This window comes from uncultured Brevundimonas sp. (assembly GCF_937863155.1).
Lineage (GTDB): Bacteria > Pseudomonadota > Alphaproteobacteria > Caulobacterales > Caulobacteraceae > Brevundimonas.
On the sequence record NZ_CALMFB010000005.1, the window covers coordinates 1 to 25,249 of the forward strand.

21 protein-coding genes and 2 tRNA genes are annotated in these 25,249 nt (G+C 69.2%); 10 read left to right on the plus strand and 13 right to left on the minus strand.

Going from position 1 to position 25,249, the window contains the following annotated elements; genetic code table 11:
* Positions 1-48: 48 nt before the first annotated feature.
* Together Q0581_RS00335 and Q0581_RS00340 are read right to left on the minus strand one after the other, a co-directional pair.
* A complete protein-coding gene (locus tag Q0581_RS00335; RefSeq protein ID WP_298696247.1) occupies positions 49-1,086 on the minus strand; it encodes an RcnB family protein in 1,038 nt (345 codons plus the stop codon).
* A gap of 88 nt (positions 1,087-1,174) precedes the next feature.
* Entirely contained in the window at positions 1,175-1,735 is a 561-nt protein-coding gene (locus Q0581_RS00340; RefSeq protein WP_298696250.1) for an RcnB family protein, read from the minus strand.
* Between the two features lie 161 nt (positions 1,736-1,896).
* Here Q0581_RS00340 and Q0581_RS00345 point away from each other — a divergent pair, with 161 nt between their 5' ends.
* Both Q0581_RS00345 and Q0581_RS00350 read left to right on the plus strand, forming a co-directional pair.
* Positions 1,897-2,616 carry a glutathione S-transferase N-terminal domain-containing protein gene (locus Q0581_RS00345; RefSeq protein ID WP_298696253.1) on the plus strand — a complete coding sequence of 240 codons (720 nt, stop codon included), beginning with the start codon at positions 1,897-1,899 and terminating at the stop codon, positions 2,614-2,616.
* Between the two features lie 180 nt (positions 2,617-2,796).
* Positions 2,797-3,096: a sel1 repeat family protein gene (locus Q0581_RS00350; RefSeq protein ID WP_298696256.1), complete on the plus strand. Its 300-nt coding sequence runs from the start codon at positions 2,797-2,799 to the stop codon at positions 3,094-3,096.
* Positions 3,097-3,153: 57 nt separating this feature from the next.
* On the opposite strand, the gene Q0581_RS00355 is transcribed toward Q0581_RS00350, so the two are convergent.
* Positions 3,154-3,879 carry a polysaccharide biosynthesis/export family protein gene (locus Q0581_RS00355; RefSeq protein WP_298696392.1) on the minus strand — a complete coding sequence of 242 codons (726 nt, stop codon included), beginning with the start codon at positions 3,877-3,879 and terminating at the stop codon, positions 3,154-3,156.
* 138 nt (positions 3,880-4,017) lie between these two features.
* Between Q0581_RS00355 and Q0581_RS00360 the strand changes: the two genes are divergently transcribed.
* Together Q0581_RS00360 and Q0581_RS00365 are read left to right on the plus strand one after the other, a co-directional pair.
* Positions 4,018-5,469, plus strand: coding sequence for a Wzz/FepE/Etk N-terminal domain-containing protein (locus Q0581_RS00360; protein WP_298696259.1), 1,452 nt, complete (start codon positions 4,018-4,020; stop codon positions 5,467-5,469).
* 44 nt (positions 5,470-5,513) lie between these two features.
* Positions 5,514-6,215 (plus strand): hfsB, encoded by a 702-nt coding sequence (locus Q0581_RS00365; protein WP_298696262.1) that lies wholly within the window; start codon positions 5,514-5,516, stop codon positions 6,213-6,215.
* On the opposite strand, the gene Q0581_RS00370 is transcribed toward Q0581_RS00365, so the two are convergent.
* From Q0581_RS00370 to Q0581_RS00385, 4 genes are read right to left on the minus strand one after another with little or no spacing between them, the layout of a single operon-like run.
* Positions 6,212-7,153: a glycosyltransferase family 2 protein gene (locus tag Q0581_RS00370; protein WP_298696264.1), complete on the minus strand. Its 942-nt coding sequence runs from the start codon at positions 7,151-7,153 to the stop codon at positions 6,212-6,214. The genes Q0581_RS00365 and Q0581_RS00370 overlap by 4 nt on opposite strands.
* Entirely contained in the window at positions 7,153-8,091 is a 939-nt protein-coding gene (locus Q0581_RS00375) for a glycosyltransferase (RefSeq protein ID WP_298696267.1), read from the minus strand. The genes Q0581_RS00370 and Q0581_RS00375 overlap by 1 nt, the downstream gene beginning before the upstream one ends.
* The gene (locus Q0581_RS00380) at positions 8,088-9,533 is read right to left on the minus strand and encodes a lipopolysaccharide biosynthesis protein (protein WP_298696270.1); all 1,446 of its coding nucleotides are present in this window, start codon (positions 9,531-9,533) and stop codon (positions 8,088-8,090) included. The genes Q0581_RS00375 and Q0581_RS00380 overlap by 4 nt, the downstream gene beginning before the upstream one ends.
* 15 nt (positions 9,534-9,548) lie before the next feature.
* Positions 9,549-11,105, minus strand: coding sequence for an exopolysaccharide biosynthesis polyprenyl glycosylphosphotransferase (locus Q0581_RS00385; RefSeq protein WP_298696273.1), 1,557 nt, complete (start codon positions 11,103-11,105; stop codon positions 9,549-9,551).
* 127 nt (positions 11,106-11,232) lie between these two features.
* On the opposite strand from Q0581_RS00385, the gene Q0581_RS00390 reads away from it, so the two are divergent.
* Positions 11,233-11,324 (plus strand) — tRNA-Ser (locus Q0581_RS00390).
* A gap of 60 nt (positions 11,325-11,384) precedes the next feature.
* Here the strand turns inward: Q0581_RS00390 and Q0581_RS00395 are convergent.
* The 3 genes from Q0581_RS00395 to Q0581_RS00405 form a co-directional block, all read right to left on the minus strand.
* Positions 11,385-12,989 (minus strand): cisplatin damage response ATP-dependent DNA ligase, encoded by a 1,605-nt coding sequence (locus tag Q0581_RS00395; protein WP_298696275.1) that lies wholly within the window; start codon positions 12,987-12,989, stop codon positions 11,385-11,387.
* Positions 12,989-14,011: a ligase-associated DNA damage response exonuclease gene (locus Q0581_RS00400; protein WP_298696276.1), complete on the minus strand. Its 1,023-nt coding sequence runs from the start codon at positions 14,009-14,011 to the stop codon at positions 12,989-12,991. Before Q0581_RS00400 ends, Q0581_RS00395 begins: the two co-directional genes overlap by 1 nt.
* A 136-nt stretch (positions 14,012-14,147) precedes the next feature.
* On the minus strand, positions 14,148-14,591 hold the full coding sequence (locus tag Q0581_RS00405) for a hypothetical protein (RefSeq protein ID WP_298696278.1): 444 nt from the start codon (positions 14,589-14,591) through the stop codon (positions 14,148-14,150).
* 182 nt (positions 14,592-14,773) lie between these two features.
* Here Q0581_RS00405 and Q0581_RS00410 point away from each other — a divergent pair, with 182 nt between their 5' ends.
* From Q0581_RS00410 to Q0581_RS00425, 4 genes are all read left to right on the plus strand, one after another.
* Positions 14,774-15,439 (plus strand): response regulator, encoded by a 666-nt coding sequence (locus tag Q0581_RS00410; protein ID WP_298696279.1) that lies wholly within the window; start codon positions 14,774-14,776, stop codon positions 15,437-15,439.
* Between the two features lie 151 nt (positions 15,440-15,590).
* The gene (dnaE, locus tag Q0581_RS00415; RefSeq protein ID WP_298696280.1) at positions 15,591-19,082 is read left to right on the plus strand and encodes a DNA polymerase III subunit alpha; all 3,492 of its coding nucleotides are present in this window, start codon (positions 15,591-15,593) and stop codon (positions 19,080-19,082) included.
* Complete coding sequence (locus Q0581_RS00420) at positions 19,082-19,438, plus strand: GFA family protein (protein WP_298696281.1); 357 nt, start codon at positions 19,082-19,084, stop codon at positions 19,436-19,438. The genes dnaE and Q0581_RS00420 overlap by 1 nt, the downstream gene beginning before the upstream one ends.
* Positions 19,439-19,554: 116 nt before the next feature.
* A tRNA-Pro gene (locus Q0581_RS00425) sits at positions 19,555-19,631 on the plus strand.
* A gap of 5 nt (positions 19,632-19,636) precedes the next feature.
* Here Q0581_RS00425 and Q0581_RS00430 read toward each other — a convergent pair.
* The 3 genes from Q0581_RS00430 to rnr are packed head-to-tail and all read right to left on the minus strand — an operon-like array spanning position 19,637 to position 23,739.
* Positions 19,637-20,353 (minus strand): NUDIX hydrolase, encoded by a 717-nt coding sequence (locus Q0581_RS00430; protein ID WP_298696282.1) that lies wholly within the window; start codon positions 20,351-20,353, stop codon positions 19,637-19,639.
* A 26-nt stretch (positions 20,354-20,379) separates the two neighbouring features.
* On the minus strand, positions 20,380-21,363 hold the full coding sequence (locus Q0581_RS00435) for a DUF4424 domain-containing protein (RefSeq protein WP_298696283.1): 984 nt from the start codon (positions 21,361-21,363) through the stop codon (positions 20,380-20,382).
* 57 nt (positions 21,364-21,420) lie between these two features.
* Positions 21,421-23,739 (minus strand): ribonuclease R, encoded by a 2,319-nt coding sequence (gene rnr, locus Q0581_RS00440; protein ID WP_298696285.1) that lies wholly within the window; start codon positions 23,737-23,739, stop codon positions 21,421-21,423.
* 106 nt (positions 23,740-23,845) lie between these two features.
* Here rnr and Q0581_RS00445 point away from each other — a divergent pair, with 106 nt between their 5' ends.
* The gene (locus tag Q0581_RS00445) at positions 23,846-25,249 is read left to right on the plus strand and encodes a pyridoxal-phosphate dependent enzyme (protein ID WP_298696287.1); all 1,404 of its coding nucleotides are present in this window, start codon (positions 23,846-23,848) and stop codon (positions 25,247-25,249) included.

Genomic DNA, 25,249 nt, shown 5'->3' on the forward strand with positions numbered 1-25,249 from the left:
AAAGGCCCCGGAGATCGCTCTCCGGGGCCTTCTTCGTCGCGCCGAAACCTACCAGCGCCAGGCGTCGTAGATCGCCTCGACCACATAGCCGTCGTAGCGGTCGACCAGATAGATGCTGTTGTCCACGAACACCCACATGGTGCCGGCGGGCGGGTAGGGCAGGCCCCAATAGGCCCAGTCGCGGATTTCATAGCGCCAGAACAGCGACGGCAGATAGTCGCCTTCATAGTAGCGCCGACCCCAATAGCTGCGGGGCACATTGTAGTAGCCGTAGCCCGGCGCAAAATAGAAGCCGATGCGCACGCCCGACCAGCCACGGAAATAGCGGTCGTTGCGCCACCAGTCGGGACGGCTGTGGCGCCGGCCCCAGTCATTGCGCCAATGATCGCGGTTGAAGCGCTGGCGGAACTCGCGGTGGTCGCGGTCGCGGCGGTCGTTGTTCCAGTTGCCGCCCGGACGGTCGGGCCGGTTCGGACGGTCGTTGTCGCGCGGGCGGTCCGGGCGGTTCGGCCGGTCGGGGCGGTTCCAGCCGTCGTTGTCGCGCGGCCGGTCGGGCCGGTTGGGGCGGTCGGGACGATCCGGCCGCTCCTGACGGTTCCAGCCGCCACGGCCGCCATTGCCGCCATCGCCTTCGCGCGGACGGTTCCAGCCGCCGTCGTTGGGCCGGTCAGGCCGGTCGGGACGGCTCTGGCCGCCGCCGGGCCGGTCAGGGCGGTTGGGGCTGTCCGGCCGCTGGGGTCGGGCGTCGGGCCGGGCATCTGGCCGGTTCTGGGGCCTGTCGGGGCGATCCGGGCGATTCCAGCCCTGACCGCCGCCATTCGGCGCCGAAGGCTGTTGAGGTTGCGGCGGCGGTTGTTGCGGCCGTTGCGGACGCTCGGGACGCGGTCGGTCGTCGGGGCGTGGCTGGTCGGCGTTCGGCTGTTCCTGGCGCGCTTCCTGCTGGCGACCGCCATTGGAGCGGCCGCGGTTGCGCGGGCTGTCGCGTTCTTCGGCCTGGGGGCCGTCCTGGGCCAGCACGGCCAGGGGCGCCGCCGCCGGTACGGCGAAGGCGGAGATGGCGCAGAAGACCATCAGGGTGCGTTTCATGGAGCGTCTCGTTCTCGATGCGCCTGGAAGCCGATGGCTCCAGGAAGGCGGCCCCGCGGGTTCGTCCGCGGGGCCTGGATGGCGGGGTCTAGAAGATGTCGTACAGCACGCTGGCGATCAGGCCCGACGCCAGGGCGATCATCACGATGTCGCTGCCCGCATGGACATAGCGATACCCGCGCGGCGCCGGCGGCAGGCCGTAATAGTAGGGGTCGTTCACATAGTAGTGGCGATAGGCCGGGGGCAGATAGCCGCCGCGCTGCCAGCGCTGGCCGTAATAGCGCGGCTCGACGCGATAATAGCCGTGGCCGGGGGCGTACCAGTACCCCTGACGCGCGCCGCGATAGTCGCGGAATTCGGCGCGGCCCCGCCACCAGTCGCGGTTGTTGCGGTCCCAGCGGTCGTTGCGGCGGTTGTCCTGGCGCCAGTCGCGGCGGTCATCGCGACGATCCTGACGCCACTCGCGGCGGTCCTGACGCCATTCGCGCCGGTCGTCCCGGCGATCCTGACGCCATTCGCGACGGTCATCGCGACGATCCTGACGCCATTCGCGGCGGTCGTCGCGTCGGCTCTGGGCCTCGGCGGCCATGGGGGCGGCGGTGGTCGCCAGGGCGATGGCGACGACGGCGGCCTTGGTCATGCGGTTCATGATAGGGTCTCCATCGATGTCGGCGCCCGCCCCCCGAGCGTCCGGTTAATGCCCGCACGCTCGGCCCCGGCGCATGAACCGTCCCTGAACGGCGGGTTCAGGCGGTTGCGCCCGTCAGAAACCGTCACCAGATCGGTTGCAGCAGTCTTCAGGAGACCCCCATGACCCAGCCCATCGAACTCTGGTACTGGCCCACGCCCAATGGCTGGAAAGTCTCCATCGCGCTGGAGGAAATGGGCCTGCCCTATCAGGTGCGGCCGGTGAACATCGGGGCGGGCGAGCAGTTCGCGCCCGAGTTTCAAGCCATCAGCCCCAATGGCCGCATGCCCGCCATCATCGACCCTGACGGCCCGGACGGCCAGCCGATCTCGATCTTCGAATCCGGGGCCATCCTGCAATATCTGGGTCAGAAGTCAGGCCGCTTCTATCCCGCCGATGTGCGCGGCCGGGCCGAGGTGGATCAATGGCTGTGCTGGCAGGTCGGGGGCCTGGGCCCGATGGCGGGCCAGACGCACCATTTCCGCCAGTACGCCCCGGCGATCATCAAGGACCAGCGCCAGATCGCCTATGGCGTCCGCCGCTATACGGACGAGACGCATCGTCTTTACGGTGTGCTGGACCGGCGGCTGGCGGATCGCGACTATATCGCCGGCGACTACTCCATCGCCGACATGGCCGCCTGGCCGTGGATCCTGCCCACGCTTCAGGGGCAGAACATTCAGGAGTTCCCGAACCTGAAGGCCTGGGTCGAACGGGTGGGCGCGCGTCCGGCGGTCATCGCGGGCCGGGCGGTGGGGGATGACCTGCGCCGCGACCTGGGCGGGTCCGGCGCCGGCGCCGAGGCGGCGCGCAAGGTGCTGTTCGGCCAGCGCGGGCGGTGATTATGAATCGATCCTTTCGGTTCGATTGAGGATGTCTGAATCGGTGTTTCAGTATTCATTTTCGCTTTACTGAAAAGTCCCCGCGCACCCTTTCGCTGTTAACTTTAACTTCAAACCGCGGGTATTTGATCGCGTATCAGGAGAGGCGGGCCAGAACGGCGACGCCTGGAGGATACGGTGATGAACGCGCAAGAACTGGCGCACGACAACGCCCAGGCGGCCCTGCCGCTGCCGACGGCCGACATGGACGGGGACGCCCTGTTCCGGCTGGGCATGATGTATTCGGCCGGCTCGGGCGGGTGCCCGATGGACCGGGTCTCGGCCCACATGATCTTCAACCTGGCGGCCATGAAGGGCTCGGTCGAGGCGCGTCTGTACCGCCGCGAAATGAGCCAGGAGATGGAGCGAGAAGAGATCGCGGAGGCCCAGCGCGCGGCCCGTCAATATATCGACGCGGGCGTGGTTCGGCTGGTCGCCTGATCCTTGGGGCGCGGTCGTCGGTCCTTCGGGACCTTCCGACCCGACGCGCCTTGCGCCCTAAAAATTCTGATACTGCCCGTTGATCGTATAGTTGAAGCCGATCGGCAGGGCGTTGCGCACCTGGGTGAAGAAGTTGGCCAGTTCGCCCAGATTGCTGCGCGGCACATAGATCAGGTCGCCGCGCCGCAGGGCCACGACCTCGCCGCGACGGGGCCTCAGGTCGATCACCCGCATCATCCGCCGTCCGCCCGGTCCGCGCCGGATCAGGGCCGTCTGCTGGGGCTTGGCCGTGGGCAGGAAGTCGCCCGCCTGGACCACCGCCTGATAGGCGTCGATGTCGCCGTTCATGTCCAGAACGCCGGGGGTCCGCACCTCTCCGGCCACCCAGACCTTCAGCGGCCCGGCCTGTTTCAGGGTGATCTCGACCACCGGCCGCACCAGTTGCGAGGCGTAGGCGCCGGAACAGGCGGCCTCCAGTTCGGCGATGGTCCGGTCCGCCGCCATCAACTGCCCGACCAGGGGCAGGGACACCCGCCCATCCGGCCCGACGCGCAGGGTGCGGGTCAACTCGGGCGCCGTGGGGGTGGCGATCTCGATCTCGTCGCCGGGATAGAGCACATACTCCGGCTCGTCGTCGGTCCAGTCGGCGAAGGGGATGTCGGGGAAACGCTCGGCCTGCACCCGCTGGACCCGGTCTTGCGCAGTCGCGCGCGCACCGCCCGCCGCACAGCCCGAAAGCAGGGCGGCGGCGCCCAGCAGGAACAGGCGGCGATCTGGGGTCATGCGCACGCGGACTCCGGTTCTAAGGCGGGCGGGAACAGGTTCAGGCGTCAGGCTGGCGACTTATGGGTAACCGATGGTTAACGCCGGGTCGCCACTGTCGCCACAAGCGCCAGTATTGAACGGATTCGGCCCCAACCCATGCGCACGGCGACCTATGTGACAGCCCGCCCGCGTTATGGCGTCGCCGATATCGTCGGCCTGCTGTTCCGCGACCTGTGGCTGATGATCGTGGTCTTCCTTCTGGTGTTCGCCATCGGGGCGGCGGCGGTGCTGCTGACGCAGAAGCGCACCTATATGGCCAGCGCCAGCCTGTTCGCCGGGGTGGGCCAGGAATATGTCTATCAGCCGCGCGTGGGCCAGACGACCGAGCGGGGCCAGGCGCCGAACGGCGATCAGGTGGCGGCCGCCGAAGCGGAAATCCTGTCCAGCCAGACGGTCAAGCAGCGGGTGGTGCGCGCCCTGGGCGTCCAGGTGTTCCAGCGCGGCAAGCCCGCGACCGGCAGCGCCGAGCAGCAGGAGGCCGCGGCGGTCAAGGCGGTCGGCGACGGGCTGAAGGTCGGCACCACGCCCGGCAGCGCCGTGATCCACGTCGGTTTTGAAAGCGACGACGCGGCCTGGTCGGCCCAGGTGCTGAACGCGGTCATCGACCAGTATCTGATCTATCGCCGCCAGGTGTTTCAGGACCGCACCAGCCCGGCCATCGGCGCCCAGCGCGAGGCGTTCCAGAGCGATCTGGAGGCCGCCGACACCGCCTATGAACAGTTTCAGTCGTCCAACGACATCGGCGACTTCACCGCCGCCAAGACGGCCCTGGCCACCGCCTATCAGAACGCCATGACCGACAAGCTGTCGTCGGAGCTGGCCCTGGCGGCGGCGGACCGGCGGCTGCAAAGCCTGACGGCCCAGCAGGCGGCCACCCCGGCCGAGGTCGCCCTGCAACAGGACCTGAACATCTCGGCCCAGGACCAGATCCTGCAACTGCGGACCGAACGCGAAAACCTGCTGGCCCGCTATACGCCGCAAAGCCAGCCGGTGACCGACATCGACGCCCGCATCGCGGCCCTGCAGCAATATGTGGCCACCGGCACGGCGGTCGGGGCTAAGGAGGTCCGCACCGGCCCCAACCCGATCTGGGTCGAACTGGAGACCACGCGCATCAACACCCTGGCCGAGCGCGATTCCCTGCGCGCGCGCCTGTCGGCGGCCGAACAGCAACTGGCCTTCATCCGCGAGCGGCAGCAGTCCCTGACCCGCCAGGAATCGGAAAACGCGGTCCTGTCGGGTAATCGCGAGATGCTGCAAGGCTCGGTGCGCGAGTTCCAGCAGCGCGAGGCCCAGAGCCGCGCCGACGGCGCCCTGGTGGCCGCCGGTGCCGACAATGTCACCGTCATCGAACGGGCCCAGACCCCGTCGCGGGGCAAGAGCCTGAAGGCGCCGCTGATGGCCCTGGCCTTCCTGTTCGCGGGGTTCACGGCCCTGTGCGTCGGCCTGGTTCGCATCTTCACGCGGCGGGGGTTCGTGACGGCGGATTCGGCCGGTCGGACGCTGGAGATGCCGGTTCTGGCGGTGGCCCCGGCCAAGGCGACCTGAGCATGCTAGCCTGACGCGATGCGGCAAGGCGCGTAACCGATTCGATGGTCGATCTGACGTCCGAAATGGCTGGCCTGTGGGCGGCGCTGGGTCCGGCGCCGCAGCATCGCGGCCGCGTGATCCAGTTCGCGGCCGCCGGCACGGGCGAGGGCGTCTCGACCGTGGCGCGCGAGTTTGCGCGGTTAGCCGCCGTTCGCGCGCGACGCCCGGTCTGGCTGGTGGACGGCGACCTGCTGCAACAGGGCCAGCTGGAATCCGTGGGCGCCGAGCCGGAGCGGTTCGGTCGTCTGGGCCGCCCGGCCGTGGCCTCGCCCGATGGGTCCAGCTTCTTCGCCGTCACCCCAAGGGTCGTGGACCGTCAGGGCCAGCCGGTGGTCCCGGCGCGGCTGCTGACGGCGCGCCCGTGCCTGGGCGGTCGGCTGTGGATCACCCGCTTCGCCACCGAGGTGCTGCGCTCGGGCCAGCGGGTCGAGGTGCTGGGCGAACCGGGCTATTGGGACGCCCTGCGCCGCCATGCCGACACGGTGGTGATCGACAGCCCGGCCGCGGACCGCAGCGACATGGCCATCACCCTGGCGCCCTTCGTCGACGCCACCATACTGGTGGTCGCGGCCGAGACCACGGCGGCGCACGAGCCGGTCATCCTGCGTGACGAGATCGAGGCCGTGGGCGGCCGCATCGCCGGGGCCGTGGTCAACCGCGCCACCTATCGCCCGCCGGCCTTCCTGAGGCGGCTGACGGGCTAGGCGCGATCCAGGCGGGCCAGTTCGCGCGCGCCATAGAAATGCGGCTCGAACCCCCTCATCCAGAACAGTTTTCCTAGGCCGCGCGCGGCGCGATCCAGCATGTCGGCCCGGCGCGGGTTCAGGATCAGCGTCAGGCCCAGGGCAGCCAGGCCATACACGGTCGCCTGGGCCGCGCCGATGACCATCCAGCGCACGACGGCGGGCCAGTCGCGGGCGCGGGCGGCGGTCTGGCTGGGGCCCTGGCCATAGGCGAATGCGCGGGCCAGGGCGTAGGTCAGGGTGGCGCGATGGGCCGGGGCGTATTCATCGACCCAGGCGTCGGCGGCCCAGCCGAAGCGGCCGCCGCGCGCAGCCAGGGCGGCGAACAGGGCGTCGTCCTCGCCCCCCGACTGGTCGGCGCCGACATCGAACGGCGCCGGGCCGGGCAGGGCGGTCGCCCGCACCAGCAGGGAATTGCCGCAGCCGTAGCTGTGGGGGATCAGGCCGGTCTGGGCCGGGCCTTCGCGGCCGAAGAAGCATTCCAGATAGGGCCTCAGCCACGGTTTGGCGTCCGGCGCCCGCCCCCGGATCGGACCGAACACGGCGTCGGCGCCCGTCGACCGCTGCGTTGCGATCAGGGCCGCCAGCCAGCCGGGCGTGGCGACCTCGTCATCGTCCAGAAAGGCGATCAGGGCGGCGTCGGTTTCCGCCAGCGCCGCATTGCGGGCCGTGGCCACCCCCGGCGTGGGCGCATGGCGATAGACCAGAGGAACCGGGGCGGCGGCGCTCAGGCGCTGGACCACCGGCGCGGCCGACCCCTGCGGATCGTTATCGGCCACCACGATGCTGATCAGATCGTCCGCCACGCCTGTCTGGGCGAAGACGGAGACCAGGGCGCGCTCAAGCTCGGCCGGGCGGCGCAGGGTGGGAATGACGACGCTGACGCCCGCGCGCGCCATCACACCGCCTCGGCGTAAAGGGCCGCGCGATACAGCCGCAGCGAAAAGGCCCGCGCCCCGACCGGCAGCCAGGCGAGGGCCGCGGCCCGCTTCATCCACGGCCGAACGGCGGCCAGCCCCGGCACGCGCTTCAGCAGCCGCGCGGCGCGATAGCTGGGATAGCCGCTGACGATATCGGGATGGCGCGCCACCACGCGGGCGAAATTCGGCGCCGACTGTTCGTATTTGGCGCTCAGGCTCTCGACCGTATCCAGGCCCATGTGGGTGGCCGGATTGTCCAGGTGCACGACGCGGAACCGGCGCGACACCCGCATGGCCCATTCCACATCCTCCCAGCCCCAGCCGGAGAAACCTGCGTCGAAGGCCTCGGCCTGGAACACGTCGCGGCGGACCAGCAGGTTGGAGGTGTAGACGTATTTCTCGGGCTGACGCGCGCGCTGGGTATAGGGCACGCAGTCGGACCGGGTCGCCATGGCCCGATGCACGGCGAACCGCGCTTCATCCGGGGCCTGCAACAGGGAAAAGCCGCCAAAGGCCACGGCCGGGTCTTCGCGCGCGACCAGATCGGCCCAGTCCTGAAGGAACCGGCGATGGTCCGGCCGCATGTCGCTGTCCAGGAACAACAGGCTGCCGCCCCGCGCCGCCGCCGCCAGACGGTTGCGCCCCTGGCTGCGGCCCTCGTTGGTCTTCAGCACGATCAGGCGCGCGGGCAGGCGCAGGGCGCGCACCTGGGCCGACAGGCGGGCGGTCAGATCGGCGTCATTGGTGCCGTCGTCCAGAACCACGACCTCGACCGAGCCTTCCAGCGCGGCCGCCTCTTCGTCCAGCCGGGCCAGCAGGTCGGACGGATCGTCGTGCAGAAAGGGGATCAGCACCGACAGGGCGGGCCTGGCGCGGCGTCGGCTGGCGCTGTCGATGGTCTGGATGCGCTTGCTCACGCCAAGGCTCCCTTGCGGCGCGCCAGCAGGCGCAGGGCCAGATCCCGCACCCCGGCGGCGTTCAGCACCAAAGCCACGGCGGCGTAGACCGCCGCTCCCACTGAGGCGTCCAGCATCAGCTCAGGCAGGCCGCCGATGGCCGGCAGGGGCGCGACCGCCGCCGCCATCACCGCACAGGCGACGCCGCATCGCACCAGGGTGTCCAGCGGGATGGGCAGGGCCATCACCCGCCGCGTGAGAATCATCGAAAAGGCCAGGCCGATGGCGAAGCTGGCCGCCGTCGCCCAGGCCGCCCCCAGCACGCCGAAGCGCGGGATCAGCAGAAGGTTCAGCACCACATTCGCCGCCGCCGGCACGGCCATGGCCGGCAGCAGCAGGCCGGTGCGCCGCCCCAGGGTCAGGGCCTGGTTCACATAGTAATAGGTAAAGCCCGACAGCAGGGCCGACAGGGCGATCCACGGCGTAACCACCGCCGCTGCGTCACGCAGATCCTCGCCCACCATGAATTGCGCCAGCGGCCGCGCCACCAGGGCCACGCCCACGGCGGCCGGCAGGCCGATCAGCATGAAGGTGGACGCCTGTTCGCGCGCCGCCTCCTTCAGCCGCTCCATGCCCCCGCGCTCCAGCGCCATGACCATGGCCGGCCCGCCCGCCGCGCCCAGCCAGACGAACAGCACGTCCAGCGTCCGATTGGCGATGCTGTAGCCGGCATGATAGGCGCCCACCGCCGCCTCGTTCATGAAGGCTGCCAGAAGGAAGCGGTCGGTGGATGCCAGCACCAGCGCCAACGACAGGCCCGCCGCGATCGGATAGCCATACCGGGCGTAATCGCCCATCCGCACGGGGTCCAGCACACCGCCGGTCGCCCGCCGCCATTCGCCCGGCAGGATGAAGGGCAGGGTCAGCAGCGGCGCCAGCGCCAGCCCGATCAGAGGCGCTGCGGCCCCCGCGCCGGCCAGGGCGAAACCGACCCCGATGGCCAGGCCGCCGATGGCCGTGGCCATGTCCAGGCCGGCGGCCCGCGACACTTCGCCGGCGGCGCGATACCGCTCCTGCGCCAGCTTGACCAGGCACCGGATCGGCGCCCCGTAAAGCCCCGCCGCCAACGCCCAGCGGAACAGCGGCTCCAGCGGCGCCAGCAGCACCACGGCGGTGGTGACGATCAGAAAGACGATGCCAATCGCGAAGGCGGATCGATAAAGGCCGGCGAAATGGTCGGCCGTGTCCAGATCGGTCCTCTGGGCCGCCCAGAAGCGCGCCATGGCCGCCTCCAGCCAGCTGAACACCGCCACATGGGCCAGGGTCATGACCGAGAACGCCAGGGCGTAACGGCCGAACTCTTCCGCGCTCAGCAGGCGGGTGAAGGCCACGATGGTCAGGAAGCCGACCACCCCCTGCACGATATTGGCGGGCAGATAGCCCCAGACCCCGCGCCAGAACATCTCAGCGCCCCCGACTCATCGAACCGCCGCGCGGTCACCCAGCAGCACCGGCACGGTGACCGTCATGATCCACAGGTCCATCCAGAAGGATTGGCGCTCGATATATTCGACGTCCAACTGCACCCGGCGGCGCACGTCGGCGGCGGTGTGCAGCGGCCCGCGCGAGCCCTTGATGGCGGCCCAGCCGGTCATGCCCGGCTTGATGCGATGGCGGTGGGCGTAGTCGGCGACCAGGCGCGCGGATTCCACCTGGCCGGTCTTCATGCCGATGGCGTGCGGACGCGGGCCGACCAGAGACATTTCCCCCCGCACCACGTTCAGCAGTTGCGGCAGCTCGTCCAGGCTGGTCGAGCGCAGGAAGCGGCCCACGCGGGTGATGCGGTCGTCGTCGGCCGTGACCTGGCGGCTGGCGGTGGCGTCGGCGGCGGCGTGACGCATGGTGCGGAATTTCCACACCACGATCTCTTCGTGGTTGAAGCCGTGCCGCCGCTGGCGGAACAGGGCTGGGCCGGGGCTGTCCAGCCGCACCGCCAGGGCGATCAGCCCCAGCACCGGGGACAGGGCGACCAGGGCGACCAGGCCCAGCATCAGATCCTGGATCCGTTTGTGAAACGCCTTGCGGTCCGGGTCGATCGGCCCGTCCAGACTGGCCAGCGGCGTGCGGGCCAGACGCTCCAGCGCGGCGTTGCGCTCGTCCTCGCCATGCGGATCGACCAGCAGGGTGACCGGATTGGGCAGAACCGACAGGCGTCCGGTCAACTCGCGCACCCGCGCCTCGGCCTTGGGGTCGATGGCCACGACGATGCGGTCGACATAGGGGGTCAGCCGGTGGGTCAGCAGGTCTTCGGCCCGGCCCAGCACCGGCACCCCGGCCACGGCGTCGGGCGACCGCGCCAGCCGGTCGTCGAACACGCCCAGGATGTTCAGATCGCGCCGCTTCAGCGCCTCCTGGATCAGGGCCTCGGCATGTCGGGTGGCGCCGACGATGACCACATTGGGCGTCAGGGCGCCCGAAGCCCGCCAGCGTCCGACCACGCCGCGCCACGCCAGATGCAGCCCATACAGGCACAGGGTCGCCAGGGCGGTCCAGATGACGGCCGCCGTGATCGCCGCGGTCCCCGGTGCGAACGCCGCCGTCAGGCCGATGGCCACGCCGCCGCCGGCGACGCCGCACACGGCGACCTTGGCCAGATGCGCGCCCAGGCCCTCGTCACGGCCGAACCGATAAAGGTCCATCCGCCGCACCAGCCACAGCATCACCAAGGCGCCCAGCGCATAGGGCAGAATGGCCGCCAGGGGCGCCTGGATCAGGTTCACCGGCGACGCCGCCCAGGCGCAGCCCAGCGCCAGGACCACCGCCACACTGGCGTCGATGGCCCGGAAATAATGGGGCGCCAGCCGCGCCGCCGCCCGTTGCCGGGTGTTCAGCCAGACCTCGGGCCGGAACGGCCCGCGCCGCGCCGCGCCATCGGCTCCCTGACCCATACGCTGGGCGGCATAGGCCTGAAGCGCCGGGGCGCCGGCGGGCGCCGGGGCGGCCTCCAACACGCGTCGAGACAGAGAGTCGGCCATGGGCGTCCATGCAGCGAAAACGGTCCGGCCAAGCTGCATGTCCGGCCTCTAGATCACGTTAACGGCCACGAAGTTGACCCTGCCGGATTGCGCGCCGCCGCCGGCTCCGCTATCCACGCCGCCTGCCGGAGACGTGGCCGAGTGGCTGAAGGCAACGGTTTGCTAAATCGTCGTACCCTGTAAGGGGTACCGAGGGTTCGAATCCCTCCGTCTCCGCCAGATTTCCCTCATGTTTTTCGCTGTTTTCGGGGCGCGGGCGTTCGGTCGGCTGGGCGGCCGTTAGTCCAGCATCCGTTCCAGCGTCGGCAGTTCGTCCGCCTCCTTGGCCGGCTTGTCCCAGCGGATGCGGTTGATGCGGGGAAAGCGCATGGCCACGCCCGACTTGTGGCGTTTGGAGCGTTGCAGACCCTCGAACGCCACCTCCAGCACCAGGCCGAATGTGCGGTCGGCCCGCACCGCGCGCACCGGGCCGAACCGCTCGACCGTGTGATCACGCACGAATTTGTCCAGCTGCTTCAGCTCCTCGTCGGTGAAGCCGAAATAGGCCTTGCCCACCGGGGTCAGGGCGTGAACCCCGTCCGCGTCCTGGGTCCAGACGCCGAAGGTGTAGTCGGAATAGAAGCTGGACCGTTTGCCGTGCCCGCGCTGGGCGTACATCAGCACCGCGTCGATCAGGTGCGGATCGCGCTTCCATTTGAACCACGGCCCCTTGGGACGGCCGGCCTCATAGACGCTGTCCCGCCGTTTCAGCATCAGCCCTTCGGCCGACCGGGCGTCGCCGGGCGGCGGCGCGGCGCGGGCGGCGGCCAGGTCGTCCCAGGTTGAAAAAGCCACCAGCGGCGACAGGTCGATGCGGTCCGAACCGACGGCGGCCACCAGGGCTTCCAGCCGCGCCCGTCGCTGGACGAACGGCAGGGCGCGCAGGTCTTCGCCATCGGCCGCCAGCAGGTCATAGGCGCGCACGCCCGCCGGATGGCTGGCCATCAGTCGGGCGTCGGCCGTCTTGCGGTTCAGCCGTTGCTGCAGGTCGCCGAACGGCGCCGCCCGCCCGTCGCGCAGCACCATCAGTTCGCCGTCGATCACCCCGTCATAGTCCAGCGCCGCCACCACATCGGGAAAGGCGGCCGAGACGTCTTCGCCCGTGCGGCTGTAGAGCCGTTTCACCCCGCCTTCGCTGACGGCTTGAACCCGGATGCCGTCCCATTTCCATTCGGCGGCGTAGGCGGCGGGGTCCAGGCGCGGCAGGTCGGCCGCCTCGTCGATCGGCTGGGCCAGCATGACGGGGCGGAAGCGGCCCGGCGCCTGGGCCGAGGGGCGGTCCGCCTTGCCGTCCAGCCAGGCCAGCAGGTCGGCATAGGGGGGCGCCTGGGCGTGCCAAACCTCCTGAATGTCGGCCACCTGAACTCTGCCGTAATCGGCCGCCGCCTGCCAGGCCAGCCGCGCCGACACCCCGACCCTCAAACCCCCGGTCACCAGTTTCAGAAGCGCCCAGCGCCCGTCGGCGTCCAGGGCGTCCAGCCAGGTTTCCAGCAGGCCCTGAACCTCGCCGCGCCGGGCGCCGTTCAGGGCGTCGATCACCTCGGACAGCTCCGGCTCGCGGTTGGCGCCGTGCTGCGCCGGCCAGATCAGGGCGACCGTCTCGGCCAGGTCGCCGACATAGTCATAGGACAGGCGGAACAGCTCGGGATCGACCCGCCCTTCGACCGCCTGGCGGATCATGGCCGGCTTGGCGGCATTGAACGACAGCCCGCCCGTCAGCGCCGCCAGCGCCCAGCCCCGATCCGGGTCCGGCGCATCGGCCAGATGATCGCGGATCAACCGCAGCTTGGCGTTGCGCGACGCCGTGAACGACAGCCGGTCCAGCAGGGCGGCGAAGGCGCGCATCAGTCATCATCCTCGTCGTCATAGCCGACCAGGTGCAGCGCCCGCGCCTTCAGCCCCTGCAGCTCGGCCCAGCGGCGCAGGGCGTCGTCGCGGCCATGGGTGATCCACACCTCCTGTGGCGACAGTTCGCTCAGGGTGGCGGTCAGTTCGTCCCAGTCGGCGTGGTCCGACAGGATCAGCGGCAGTTCCACGCCCCGCTGGCGCACACGCGCGCGCACGCTCATCCACCCGGACGCAAAGGCGGTGACCGGATCGGGGAAACGTCGGCTCCAGCGGTCGGCGACGGCCGATGGCGGGGCGATGATGATGCGCCCGGCGAAGTCCGCCTTGGACCCTGTCGTCGGCGCCAGCGGCCCCAGATCGACGCCGAAATGCTGATAGAGGCGGTTCAGCCGCTCCAGAGCGCCATGGACGTAGATGGTCTCGTCATAACCTGCCTCGCGCAACAGGCGGATCACCCGCTGCGCCTTGCCCAGGGCATAGGCGCCGACCAGATGGGCGCGCTCTGGAAACTGCTGCACCGAACGCAGCAGGCGGCCGATCTCCTGCGTATCGGGCGGGTGGCGAAACACCGGCAGGCCAAAGGTCGCCTCGGTGATGAAGACGTCGCTGGGAACCGGCTGGAACCCCGCGCAGGTCGGGTCGCGCCGCCGCTTGTAGTCGCCCGAGGCGGTGATGGTGATCCCGTCGCATCGCACCGTCGCCTGGGCCGAACCCAGCACGTGGCCGGCGGGCGCCAGCGACACCTGGACGCCTCCGACCGTCAGCCGCTCGCCATAGGCCAGAGCCTGGGTCGTCGTGGCGAAGTCGGCGCCGTAACGTTCGCCCATGATGGCCAGGGTCTCGGGCGTGGCCAGGACGGCGCCGTGGCCCGACCGCGCATGGTCGGCATGACCATGGGTGATGACCGCGCGCGCCACCGGTCCCGGCGGGTCGATGTAGAAGTCGCCCGGTTCGCACCACAGGCCCGCCGGCGTGGGTCGCAAGACCTGTTCAAAGCGCCGGGCGGAAGGGCTGGGCATCAGGTAGTCGAAACGGCGGTCATGAAGTCCGGGTTCCCAGGCATGCAACGGCGCGCATCATGAAAGGTATCGGCCGGTTTGTCCCGGCGGGTTCTTCAACCCGGCCCGCACTCTGAAGGCCGCATCGCGGATGCGATCAGGAACGATGATCCCGGCGTTCCGGCGGCAAGGTAGGGAAGGCGGCCTTGCGCCCGCAGGCGCCCAACAGGCCCTCTTCCAGATTGCGCAGAATGGCCCAGTCCAGCAGGGCGAAAACCGTCGCGTGTCGCGGGTCGGCGCAGGCGACCTCATGTTCCAGCCAGCGCTTCTCGCTTTCCAGCAGAACGGGGCGGACGGCGGAACGGGTCAGGCCCATGGGCGGCGCGGCCTGGCGCAGCCCCACGACGTGCGGCCCGTCATGCCAAAGACTGGCCTCCATGACCTGCATCAGGCTGTCCAGTGCGGCTTCCTGTCCGGCCAGCACAGTGACCAGGGTGTCCTGGATATCCAGTATGATGCAGGTCACCTGCTGCATCTGGGCCAGTCGGCGCGTCACGTTCAACAGGGCTTCGGGGCGGCCGGACCGCGCGGCCGGCGTCATTCGCGCCAGGCACAGGACTGCCTGCCGGCCGCCGGATTGAGAGAACGCCGTATCCATGTCGCGGCTTTAGACATGCCGCCGCCATGCGCAATTGCGTGGGATTACGAGGTTCATTCGCCCGGCTGTGCCTGTAATGGTCAAGGCTGAACGGTTTGAGTCGAGATACGTCCGCCTTGGAGTCCATGAACACGCGCCCGCCCCCAGCGCCCGATCCCGAAGCGGCGTCCATGACGCCGCCGCAGGCCGTTGTGGGTGAAGGTCTGGCGCTGCATGTCGCGGTGATCGACGACGACCCCGCCATCCTGCGACTGACCACCATGATCCTGGAGGGGGCAGGGGTGCAGGTTACGCCGTTCGCCGATCCTCTGGACGCCCTGATGTGGGCCTCGGACGCGGAACCGACCTGCATCATCGTGGATCTGAAGATCCCCGGCATCGAGGGGCTGGATCTGGTCAGCGCCTTCTGCGCCCTGCAACGCCACGCCGTGATCCTGCTCAGCGCCTATGTCGATGTGCTGACCACCGTGGACGCCATGCGCCTGGGCGTCGACAATGTGCTGCAGAAGCCGGTGGGCGAAGACGCGCTGGTCGCCGCCGTGCGTCGGGGCCGCGACATCCTGGTATCGACGGTCATGCCGGACACCCTGACCTTCACCCGCCGCGAGCGTCAGGTGGCCGAGCGGCTGGTGAACGGCCGCACCACCAAACAGATCGCCCTGGACCTGAACCTCAGCCCGCGCACGGTCGAGTTCTTCCGCGCCAGCCTGCTGCGGAAAACCCAGTCGCCCAACACTGCGGCCCTGGTCGCCGGCCTGTCGCGCATCGGGTTCATGCCGTCCGACAATTAGGCGCTTGACGGGAACATAGGTGGAACATAGAACATTCCCAGAACAAACAGTCTGGGGATAAGGCCATGTCGCGTTGGGTTCGGGACCTGCTGTCGCTTGCGTCGTGCGGCGGCTTTGTCTGGATGGTGTGGCAGGCGGCGCTGCTGGCGCAATGAGTCGTTTTCGGCCTGCCGAGGGAGAGCGGGCCATCACCGACGGCGCTGACACAGGCTTTGTCCATCTGCGCGTCCGCAGCGCCTATTCGCTGCTGGAAGGCGCGATCAAGGCGGGCAAGGTGGGGCGGATGGCGGCCGACAACGGCATGCCGGCGGTGGGCGTCACCGACCGCGTCAATCTGTTCGGCGCCCTGGAGTTCAGCCAGTCGGCGCGTGAGGCGGGGGTCCAGCCGATCGTCGGCTGCGCCCTGCCGGTCACGGGCATCGGTGGGCGGCCGGCTCCGCGCTGGGCGCGGACGCCGACCGTGGTGTTGCTGGTCCAGAACGAGACGGGCTGGCTGAACCTGTGCGCCCTGTCGTCCTCGGCCTATCTGGACGCCGGCGCCATGGACGAGCCGGGCGTGCCCTGGGATCAGGTGGCGGCGCGGTCCGAGGGGCTGATCCTGCTGTCGGGCGGCCCCGATGGTCCCGTCGATCCCCTGTTCGTTCAGGGCAAGCCGGACGAGGCGGCCCAGGCATTGGCGGCCATGCAGGCGGCGTTTGGCGACCGTTTCTATGTCGAGCTTCAGCGGCACGGGACGCCGGACGAACAGGCGGCTGAGCGGGGGCTGGTCGAATGGGCCTATGCCCACGACGCCCGTCTGGTGGCCACCAATGACGTCTATTACGCGCGGGCGGCCCAGGCGCGGTCGCATGACGCCCTGCTGTGCATCGCCGACGGCGCCTTCATCGGCCAGGACGATCGGCGCCGGGTGACCGGCCAGCACTGGTTCAAGCCGGCGGCCGAGATGCGGTCGCTGTTCGCCGACCTGCCGGAAGCCTGCGACAACACCCTGGATATCGCGCGTCGCTGCGCCTTTCTGGTGCAGACCCGCGCGCCCATCCTGCCGCGGTTCGACACCGGCGCGGGGCGGTCGGAAGACGACGAACTGGCGCACCAGGCGCGCGAGGGGCTGAAGGAACGGCTGAAACAGGTCACGCCCGCCGCGCCCGAAGCGGACTATTGGACCCGGCTGGACTGGGAAGTCTCCATCATCCAGCAGATGGGTTTCCCCGGCTATTTCCTGATCGTGTCGGACTTCATCAAATGGGCCAAGTCGCACGGGATTCCCGTGGGGCCGGGCCGGGGGTCGGGCGCCGGTTCGCTGGTCGCCTGGGCCCTGACCATCACCGATCTGGACCCCTTGCGGTTCGGCCTGCTGTTCGAGCGGTTCCTGAACCCCGAGCGGGTGTCCATGCCCGACTTCGACATCGACTTCTGCCAGGAGCGGCGGGAGGAGGTGATCGCCTATGTCCAGGACCACTACGGCAAGGACCGGGTGGCCCAGATCATCACCTTCGGCACCCTGCAGGCGCGGGCGGTGCTGCGCGACGTGGGTCGGGTGCTGCAACTGCCGCTGGGCCAGGTGGATCGCCTGGCCAAGATGGTGCCGAACAATCCGGCCAATCCCACCACCCTGGCCCAGGCCATCGAGATCGAGCCGCGCCTGCAGGAGGCCCGCGACGCCGAGGCCTCGGTCAAGAATCTGCTGGAGACGGCGCTGGAGCTGGAGGGGCTGTATCGCAACGCCTCGACCCACGCGGCGGGCATCGTCATCGGCGACCGGCCGCTGGTCGAGCTGACGCCGCTGTATCAGGACCCGCGTTCCGACATCCCCGCCACCCAGTTCAATATGAAATGGGTCGAGCCGGCGGGTCTGGTGAAGTTCGACTTCCTGGGCCTGAAGACCCTGACGGTGCTGGATCGGGCGCGGCAATATCTGGAACGGCGCGGCGCGGCGCCGGACTGGAACGGCCTGCCGCTGGACGATCCGGCGACCTACGAACTGATGGCCTCGGGCCAGACGGTCGGGGTGTTCCAGCTGGAATCCCAGGGCATGCGCGACACCCTGCGGAAAATGCGCTGCGGCTCGATCGAGGAGATCACCGCCCTGATCTCGCTGTATCGGCCCGGGCCGATGGAGATGATCGACACCTATATCGACCGCAAATTCGGCCGTGCGGAAGTCGATTACCTGCACCCCAGCCTGACCGAGGTTCTGACCGAGACCTATGGCGTCATCATCTACCAGGAGCAGGTGATGAAGATCGCCCAGATCCTGGCGGGCTACAGCCTGGGCGAGGCCGACCTGCTGCGCCGGGCCATGGGCAAGAAGAAGAAGGAGGAGATGGATTTCCAGCGGGCGCGCTTCGTCAAGGGCGCATCCGAAAAGGGCGTGCCAGAGGCACAGTCCGGCGGCATCTTCGACCTGGTGGCCAAGTTCGCGGGCTATGGCTTCAACAAGTCGCACGCGGCGGCCTATGCGCTGATCTCGTTCCAGACCGGCTGGCTGAAGGCGACCCATCCGGTCGAGTTCATGGCCGCGTCCATGAGCCTGGACCTGTCGAACACCGACAAGCTGGCGGTCTTCTATCAGGACTGCCGCCGTTTCGGCGTGACGGTGCGGCCGCCGGATGTGAACGTCTCGTCCGCCGACTTCGATGTGGCCTGGGACAATGAACAGGGGGCGGTTCTGTACGCCCTGGGCGCCATCCGCAACGTCGGGCTGGAGGCGATGAAACACGTCATCGAGGTGCGCGACACCGGCGGGCGTTTCACCGACATCTTCGACTTCCTGGAGCGGGTCGATCCGCGCAGCGTCAACAAGCGGGCGCTGGAGAATCTGGCCCGCGCCGGCGCCTTCGACACGATTCACCCCAACCGGCGCCAACTGGTCGAACAGGCCGACGTCCTGATGGCCTATTGCCAGAGCGTGGCGGCCGAGCGGGCCAGCGCCCAGGTCAATCTGTTCGGCGGCGACCAGGCCCATGCCGCGCGCCCGCGCCTGAAACCGGTCGAACCCTGGGTCGGCCCCGAACGCCTGGACGAAGAGCTTTCGGCCGTCGGCTTCTATCTGTCGGGACACCCGCTGGAAGACATGATCCCGGCGCTGAAGCGCAAGCGGGTGACCTTCGTGGCCGAGGCGACGGCCCTGGCCGAAGCAGGGCATGAGGCCTTCCAGATGGCCGGCGTCGTGCGCCGTCGCCAGGAACGCGCCAGCCAGCGAACGGGCGAGAAATTCGCCTTCGTCACCTTCTCGGACCCGACCGGCGAGTTCGAGTGCCTGTTCCCGCCCGAACAGTTGCGCCGCTGTCGCGAAATGCTGGAGCCGGGCGCCTCGGTCATGGTGCGGGTGCGGGCCAAGGCGGCGGATGGCGAGGTACGCTTCTTCGGCGACGACGCCCGGCCGATGGATGCCCTGCTGGATGATGCGGCGGCCGAGCTGCGGGTCCATGTCTCGGCGCGGTCCGCCGATGTGGCGGCGCTGAAGGCGCGGCTGGAGCGGGCCAAGGGCGCCGAGGGGCGGGGCGGGGAAATATCGCTGATCGCCTCGCTGGACGGGCGGCGCGAGGTCGAGCTTAAACTGCCGGGCCGCTATCGCCTGGACGGCGCCCTGCGCGGGGCGTTGAAATCCGCACCCGGCGTGGTGCTGCTGGAGGACGCCTGATGGCCGAGACGAAAACCCACGCCGGTTCGTGCCATTGCGGCGCCGTGGCCTATGAGGTCGATACGGGGCTGGAGGGGCTGGTGGAATGCAACTGCAGTCACTGTCTCAGAAAAGGCTTGGTGCTGGCCTTTGCGCCGCGTTCGTCCTTTCGCGTGACCCGCGACGGGCCGACGACCGAATACCGGTTCAACGCCCACAAGATCGCGCATCAATTCTGCCCCACCTGCGGGGTCCAGTCTTTCGCCTATGGGACGATGCCCGACGGGACCGAGACGGTGGCCGTGAACGTGCGCACCCTGACCGACATCGCGCCCTGGGACTGGCAGGCCGAGCGGGTCAACGGCCGCGACTTCTGATTGTCCGGGCCGGGTTTGCTCCGGCGGGGGAAGCCCTGTAGAGACGGCGCTCCTCAGGGCGAAATCGTGTCGGACGCCATCGCGTCCGCGCCAAGATTGCGTTCAGACGGCCGTGTCGGGGTGTAGCGCAGCCTGGTAGCGCATCTGCTTTGGGAGCAGAGGGTCGGAGGTTCGAATCCTCTCGCCCCGACCACCGCCTTAATCCAGGCGATCCACCACATGGCGCCCGCGCACCATGCGCACGAAGGGCAGGGGGCGGTCCGGCGTCGCCAGCCGCTCGTGCACTTCGCCCAGGACGAAACGGGTGATGGCCGGCAGATCCTGGTCGCGGGCATCGTCCAGATCCAGCCAGGCGATCTCGTCCAGTTCGCCCGACCCGGCCGTGGGTTCGGGATGCAGCAGGGCCTCGGCCGGGGCCATGAAGAAGCGGGCGTCGAACCGGCGCGTGCGGCCCGGCGGCGTCACCGCGCGGGCGACATAGGCCAGGGCCGCCAGGTCCGGCAGGGCGCCTTCGGCCCGAAACTCGCGCCACGGCCCGGCGACAGAGGCGACCGGCGCCGATGCGGCCAGCAGCAGGCCCGTCTCCTCGAACGTTTCGCGCACGGCGGTCAGGGCCAGGGCGCGGGCGCGCCGGGCGGGCATCTCGCGTGACAGGCGGCCCAGCACGTCGGACGACGGCGCCGTGGCGAAGGCGGCGCTGAAATCGGCACGTTCGATCCGGCCGCCCGGAAACACCCATTTCGACGCCATAAAGACATGGCCCGGCGCGCGGCGGCCCATCAGCACCTGGTCGCGCCCGCGCAACCGGCGGGTCAAGATCAGGGTGGCGGCGTCCTTGGGTGTCTGGCGACCGCCGACACGCGGCGCGTCGGCCAGGTCTTGCCGGGCGTCGAAGGGGTCAGGCGGACTGGACACGCCGCCTGCATAGCATGCCCGACCTTCTAAGGGTCCAGCCGGTGACCAGTCAGGATCAGGATTTCCAGATCGCGCGTCGGGGTCCAGTTCTGATGGCGCACCTCGAACTGGGTCGGGCCGATCTTGCGCACGCCCTCGGCGCAGAAGCTGACCAGGGCGTCGGGCGAGCCCTTGTCCACCACCAGGCGGAAATCGCCGATGGGGCCGGACCAGTTGGCGCCGGTGGTCAGGATGTAGTTCACCCAGGTTTCGGTCAGATACAGCCCCTCGGCCCGCTTGCGTGCAGCGGCGGCGATGAAGTCGCGGTCGGTGCAATAACGGGCCGCGTATTCGGCTGCGGCGTCCGGTATGTCGCTCTCGCGGTCACCGACGATGCTGCCGGCCGAACCGCCCGTGGCCGGGGCGTAGAGATGCTCGATCACCACCTCGCGGCCCGGCTCGAAATACTGGGTCCAGAACCAGGTGGTCTTCAGCGTCCAGTTGGTGGTGATCCAGCGGGCGCCGTCCTGACGCTCGACCGCGATCAGCCCGGCGGCGGCCAGGCGGTCGGCGTCGGGGTCGGACAGGGCCTCCATCGCCGTCATGGCCGATTGGCCCGAGGGGCTGAACGGCAGGTTCATCGCCGCCAATTCGGCGGTCACGTCGCGGTCGCCCAGCATGGCCTTGCGTTCCAGCTGGACATGAACGGCGTGGTCGTCGACCCAGGTGATGAAGGGCACGATCCGGTCACTGTCGACGTCGCCGCCCACGCTTTCCTCCCACGACCCGGCGATGTCGGGCATGGGAAAGGCGACGATGGTTTCGATCGGTTCGGCGGTGTGATTCAAGAAGCGGTATTTCACCCGCACCTCGCGCGCCGAGACATACAGATCTTCGGACACCATGCGGATGCCGTCGGTGCGTTGCAGCACCAGCCCGCCCGCGCCCATGGCGGCGGTGGAATCATTGGCGACGGCGGGCGCCGCCAGCAGGACAAGGCCAAGCGCGGCGGTGAGGGCGAAACGGGTCATGGCCAGGCTCCGGGTTCGGAAAGCGACGCTATCCGAGCGTAGCCCCGCCGCCAAGGCTCAGCGCCGCTTGCCCTTTCGCACGCCCTTCAGTCCGCCCGAGGGTTTGCCCCCATTGCGGGGCTTGGGTCCGCCGGATCGACCCTTGCCGCGCATCGGCGGCCCGTCGCCGCCGCGGCCGCGCATGCCCAGCCGCGGCGCCGGGGCGTTGGGATCGCGCGGATCGGGGTCGGACAGCATCTCCAGCACCAGGCCGCCGGTGACCGGCGTCGCCTCCACCAGCCGCGCCTCGACCGTCTTGCCCAGGGGCCAGCGGCGGCCCGTGCGTTGGCCGACCAGGGCGTGGGTGCGGTCGTCGTGGACGAAATATTCGTCGCCCAGCGACGAGACGGGGATCAGGCCGTCCGCGCCGGTTTCGTCCAGCCGCACGAACAGTCCGAACCGGGTCACCCCGGTGATCCGGCCGGTGAAGCTGGCGCCCACGCGGTCTTCCAGGAAGGCGGCGATATAGCGGTCCATGGCGTCGCGCTCGGCCGCCATCGACCGGCGCTCGGTCTCTGTGATGTGTTCGGCGATGCCCGACAGTTCCGCCACCTCCCGGTCGGTCAGCCCGTCGTTCCCCAGCTTCAGCGCCCGGATCAGCGCCCGGTGCACGATCAGGTCGGCATAGCGCCGGATGGGTGAGGTGAAATGGCCGTATCGGTCCAGGTGCAGGCCGAAATGGCCGATGTTCTCGGGGCTGTAGATCGCCTGCATCTGGGTGCGCAGGACCACCTCATTGACCGTCTGGGCGTAGGGGCCGTCGCGGGTCTCGTCCAGCAGCCGGTTGAACCGCTTGGTGGTGATCGGCTCGCCCTTGTTCCACGGCTTGCCGATGGTCGACAGGAAGTCGGCCAGGGCGAAGATCTTCTCCTGGCTGGGCGCATCGTGGACGCGATAGATCAGGGGCGTCTTCTTCTGCTCCAGAGTCTCGGCGGCCGAGACATTGGCCTGGATCATCATCTCCTCGATCAGCCGGTGGGCCTCCAGGCTGACGCGGCGTTCGATGGAGGCGATGGCGCCGTCCGGCCCCATCTTCACGCGGCGTTCGGACGATTCGATCTGGACCGGGCTGCGCTTCTCGCGGCCGATCAGCATGGTGCGATAGGCCAGCCACAGCGGTTGCAGGATGGTCTTCAGGATCGGGCCGGTCGCATCGTCCGGCTGGCCGTCGATGGCGGCTTGCGCCTGTTCGTAGCTGAGCTTGGCGTGGCTGCGCATCAGGCCGCGCACGAAGCGGTGGCCGGTTTTTCGCCCCGTCTTGTCGAACACCATCCGCACGGCCATGCAGGCGCGGTTCTCGCCCTGTTTCAGGCTGCACAGGCCATTGGACAGCACCTCGGGCAGCATCGGCTCGACCCGGTCGGGGAAATAGGTCGAATTGCCCTTGTCCCGCGCCTCGCGGTCCAGGGTCGACCCGGGCCGGACATAGGCCGCGACATCGGCGATGGCGACCCAGACGACCCAGCCGCCGGGGTTCTTCTCGTCCTCGTCCCGTTCCGCATAGACGGCGTCGTCATGGTCGCGCGCATCGGCGGGGTCGATGGTGATGAAGGGGATGGCGCGCAGGTCCTCGCGCCCTTTCAGGGTCGGCAGTTCCTGGTCGGCGGCCTCGGCCTCGACGGCGTCTGAAAACCCGATCGGCACCCCATGGGCATGGATGGCCAGGATGGAGGCGGCGCGCGGGTCGTCCTCGCGGCCGATGGTCTCCAGCACCTTGCCGCGCTTGGGACCATAGCGATGCTCGCCCCGCTCGATGGCCGCCAGCACCAGGTCGCCGTCGCGCAAGTCCTGGCCCTGAGCCTGCGGCACGATCAGCACGTCCCTGGAGCGTTTGTCGACCGGCTCGACGCGGGTCTCGCGCGCCGATTTGCGGATCACGCCCAGGACGCGGTTGGCCTCGGTGTCCAGCTTCTTGACCAGCCGGGCCTCCCAGCCGTCGACGCCGCGCTGGAATTTGACCAGCAGCCGGTCGCCCATGCCGGGGGCCGGGCCTTTCGCCTTCGCATGGTCAGGCATCAGAACGGCCCTGGGCGCGTCCTCGCCGCCCTTGACCAGCCGCACATACAGTTCGCCGTCGGCGTCGCGTTCGACCACATCGGCCACGCCGACGGGGGGCAGGGCGCCGGCCTCGGAAAAGCCCTTGCGGCCGCGCTTGCCCAGGCGGCCCTCGGCCTCCAGCTCCTTCAGCATCTCGCGCAGCATGCGGCGCTCATTGCCCTTCAGCCCGAAGGCGCGGGCGATGTCGGCCTTGTCGGCCTCTCCGGCTTCGCGGAGGAATCGGACCAGCGTCTCCTTGTCGGGAAGGCCGTTCGCGGGTCGTTTCGGTGTCTTTGTCATTGGAATCCTATGTAGGGCGCTTCGCGCTCGGGCGAAATCGTGCGCCGCTTGACGTTCCGGGGCGGGCGCGACAGCTTCCGCGCCGATAACGCCCCAGGAGAAGATGATGTCCCTGTCCGCCACGCCCGCCCTCAGCGGCCCGACCGGCTCGCTGCTGACGCTGATCGGCAAGACGCCGATGGTCGAGGTGACCCGGATCGACACCGGCAAATGCCGTCTATTCCTGAAGCTGGAAAGCCAGAACCCCGGCGGGTCGATCAAGGACCGCATCGCCCTGTCGATGATCGCGGCGGCCGAGCGGGAAGGGTGGTTGAAGCCCGGCGGCACCATCGTCGAGGCGACGGCCGGCAATACGGGCCTGGCGCTGACCCTGGTGGGGCAGGCCAAGGGTTATAAGGTGCTTCTGGTCATCCCGGACAAGATGTCCAAGGAAAAAATCCAGCATCTCAGGGCCATGGGCGCCGATGTTCGCCTGACGCGTTCGGACGTGCCGCATGGGCACCCCGAATATTACACCGACATGGCCGAGCGTCTGGCCCAGCAGATTCCGGGCGGTTTCTACGTCAACCAGTTCGCCAATGACGCCAACTCCCAGGCCCATTTCGACACCACCGGCCCGGAGATCTGGGAACAGATGGGCGGCGATGTCGGCGGCTTCGTCGCCGGCATCGGCTCGGGCGGCACCATCACCGGCATCGCCCGCTATCTGAAAAGTGTCGGCTCGAACGCCCAGATCATCCTGGCCGACCCGGTCGGATCGACCCTGGCGGGCATCGTCAACGAGGGCGTTCCGGGGCCGGAAGGCAGCTATACGGTCGAGGGCATCGGCCAGAATTTCGTGCCCGACACGGCCGACATGGACCTGATCGACACCGCCTATTCCATCCCCGACGCCGAGGCCATCGCCACCGTGCGCGAACTGCTGCTGAAGGAGGGCGTGCTGGCGGGGTCGTCGTCGGGCACCCTGATCGCGGCGGCCCTGCGCTGGTGCCGCGAACAGACGGAGGCCAAGACCTGCGTCACCTTCGTCTGCGACACCGGGGCCAAATATCTGTCCAAGGTCTATAATGACGCCTGGCTGGCCGATCAGGGCCTGGGCGAGCGCGAGCTGCACGGCGATCTGTCGGACCTGATCACCCGCAAATACGCCGACGGCGCCGTGGTTTCGGCCACGCCGGACGACACCCTGGACACCGTCTTCAAGCGCATGCGGGGCGCCGATGTGTCGCAACTGCCCATCATCCAGGACGGCCGCCTGGTCGGCATCATCGACGAAAGCGACATCGTCCACGTCATGAACACCGACGAGATCACTCGCCAGGAGCGGTTCAAGAAGGCCGCGGGCACGGTCATGACCCGCGACCTGGACACGGTGCAGGTGAACGAGCCGCTGGACGCCCTGATCCCCCTGTTCGACCGCGACCGGGTGGCCATCGTGCTGGACGGCGACCGCTTCGTCGGCCTGATCACGCGCACGGACCTGATCAATCACCTGAGCCTGAACCGATAG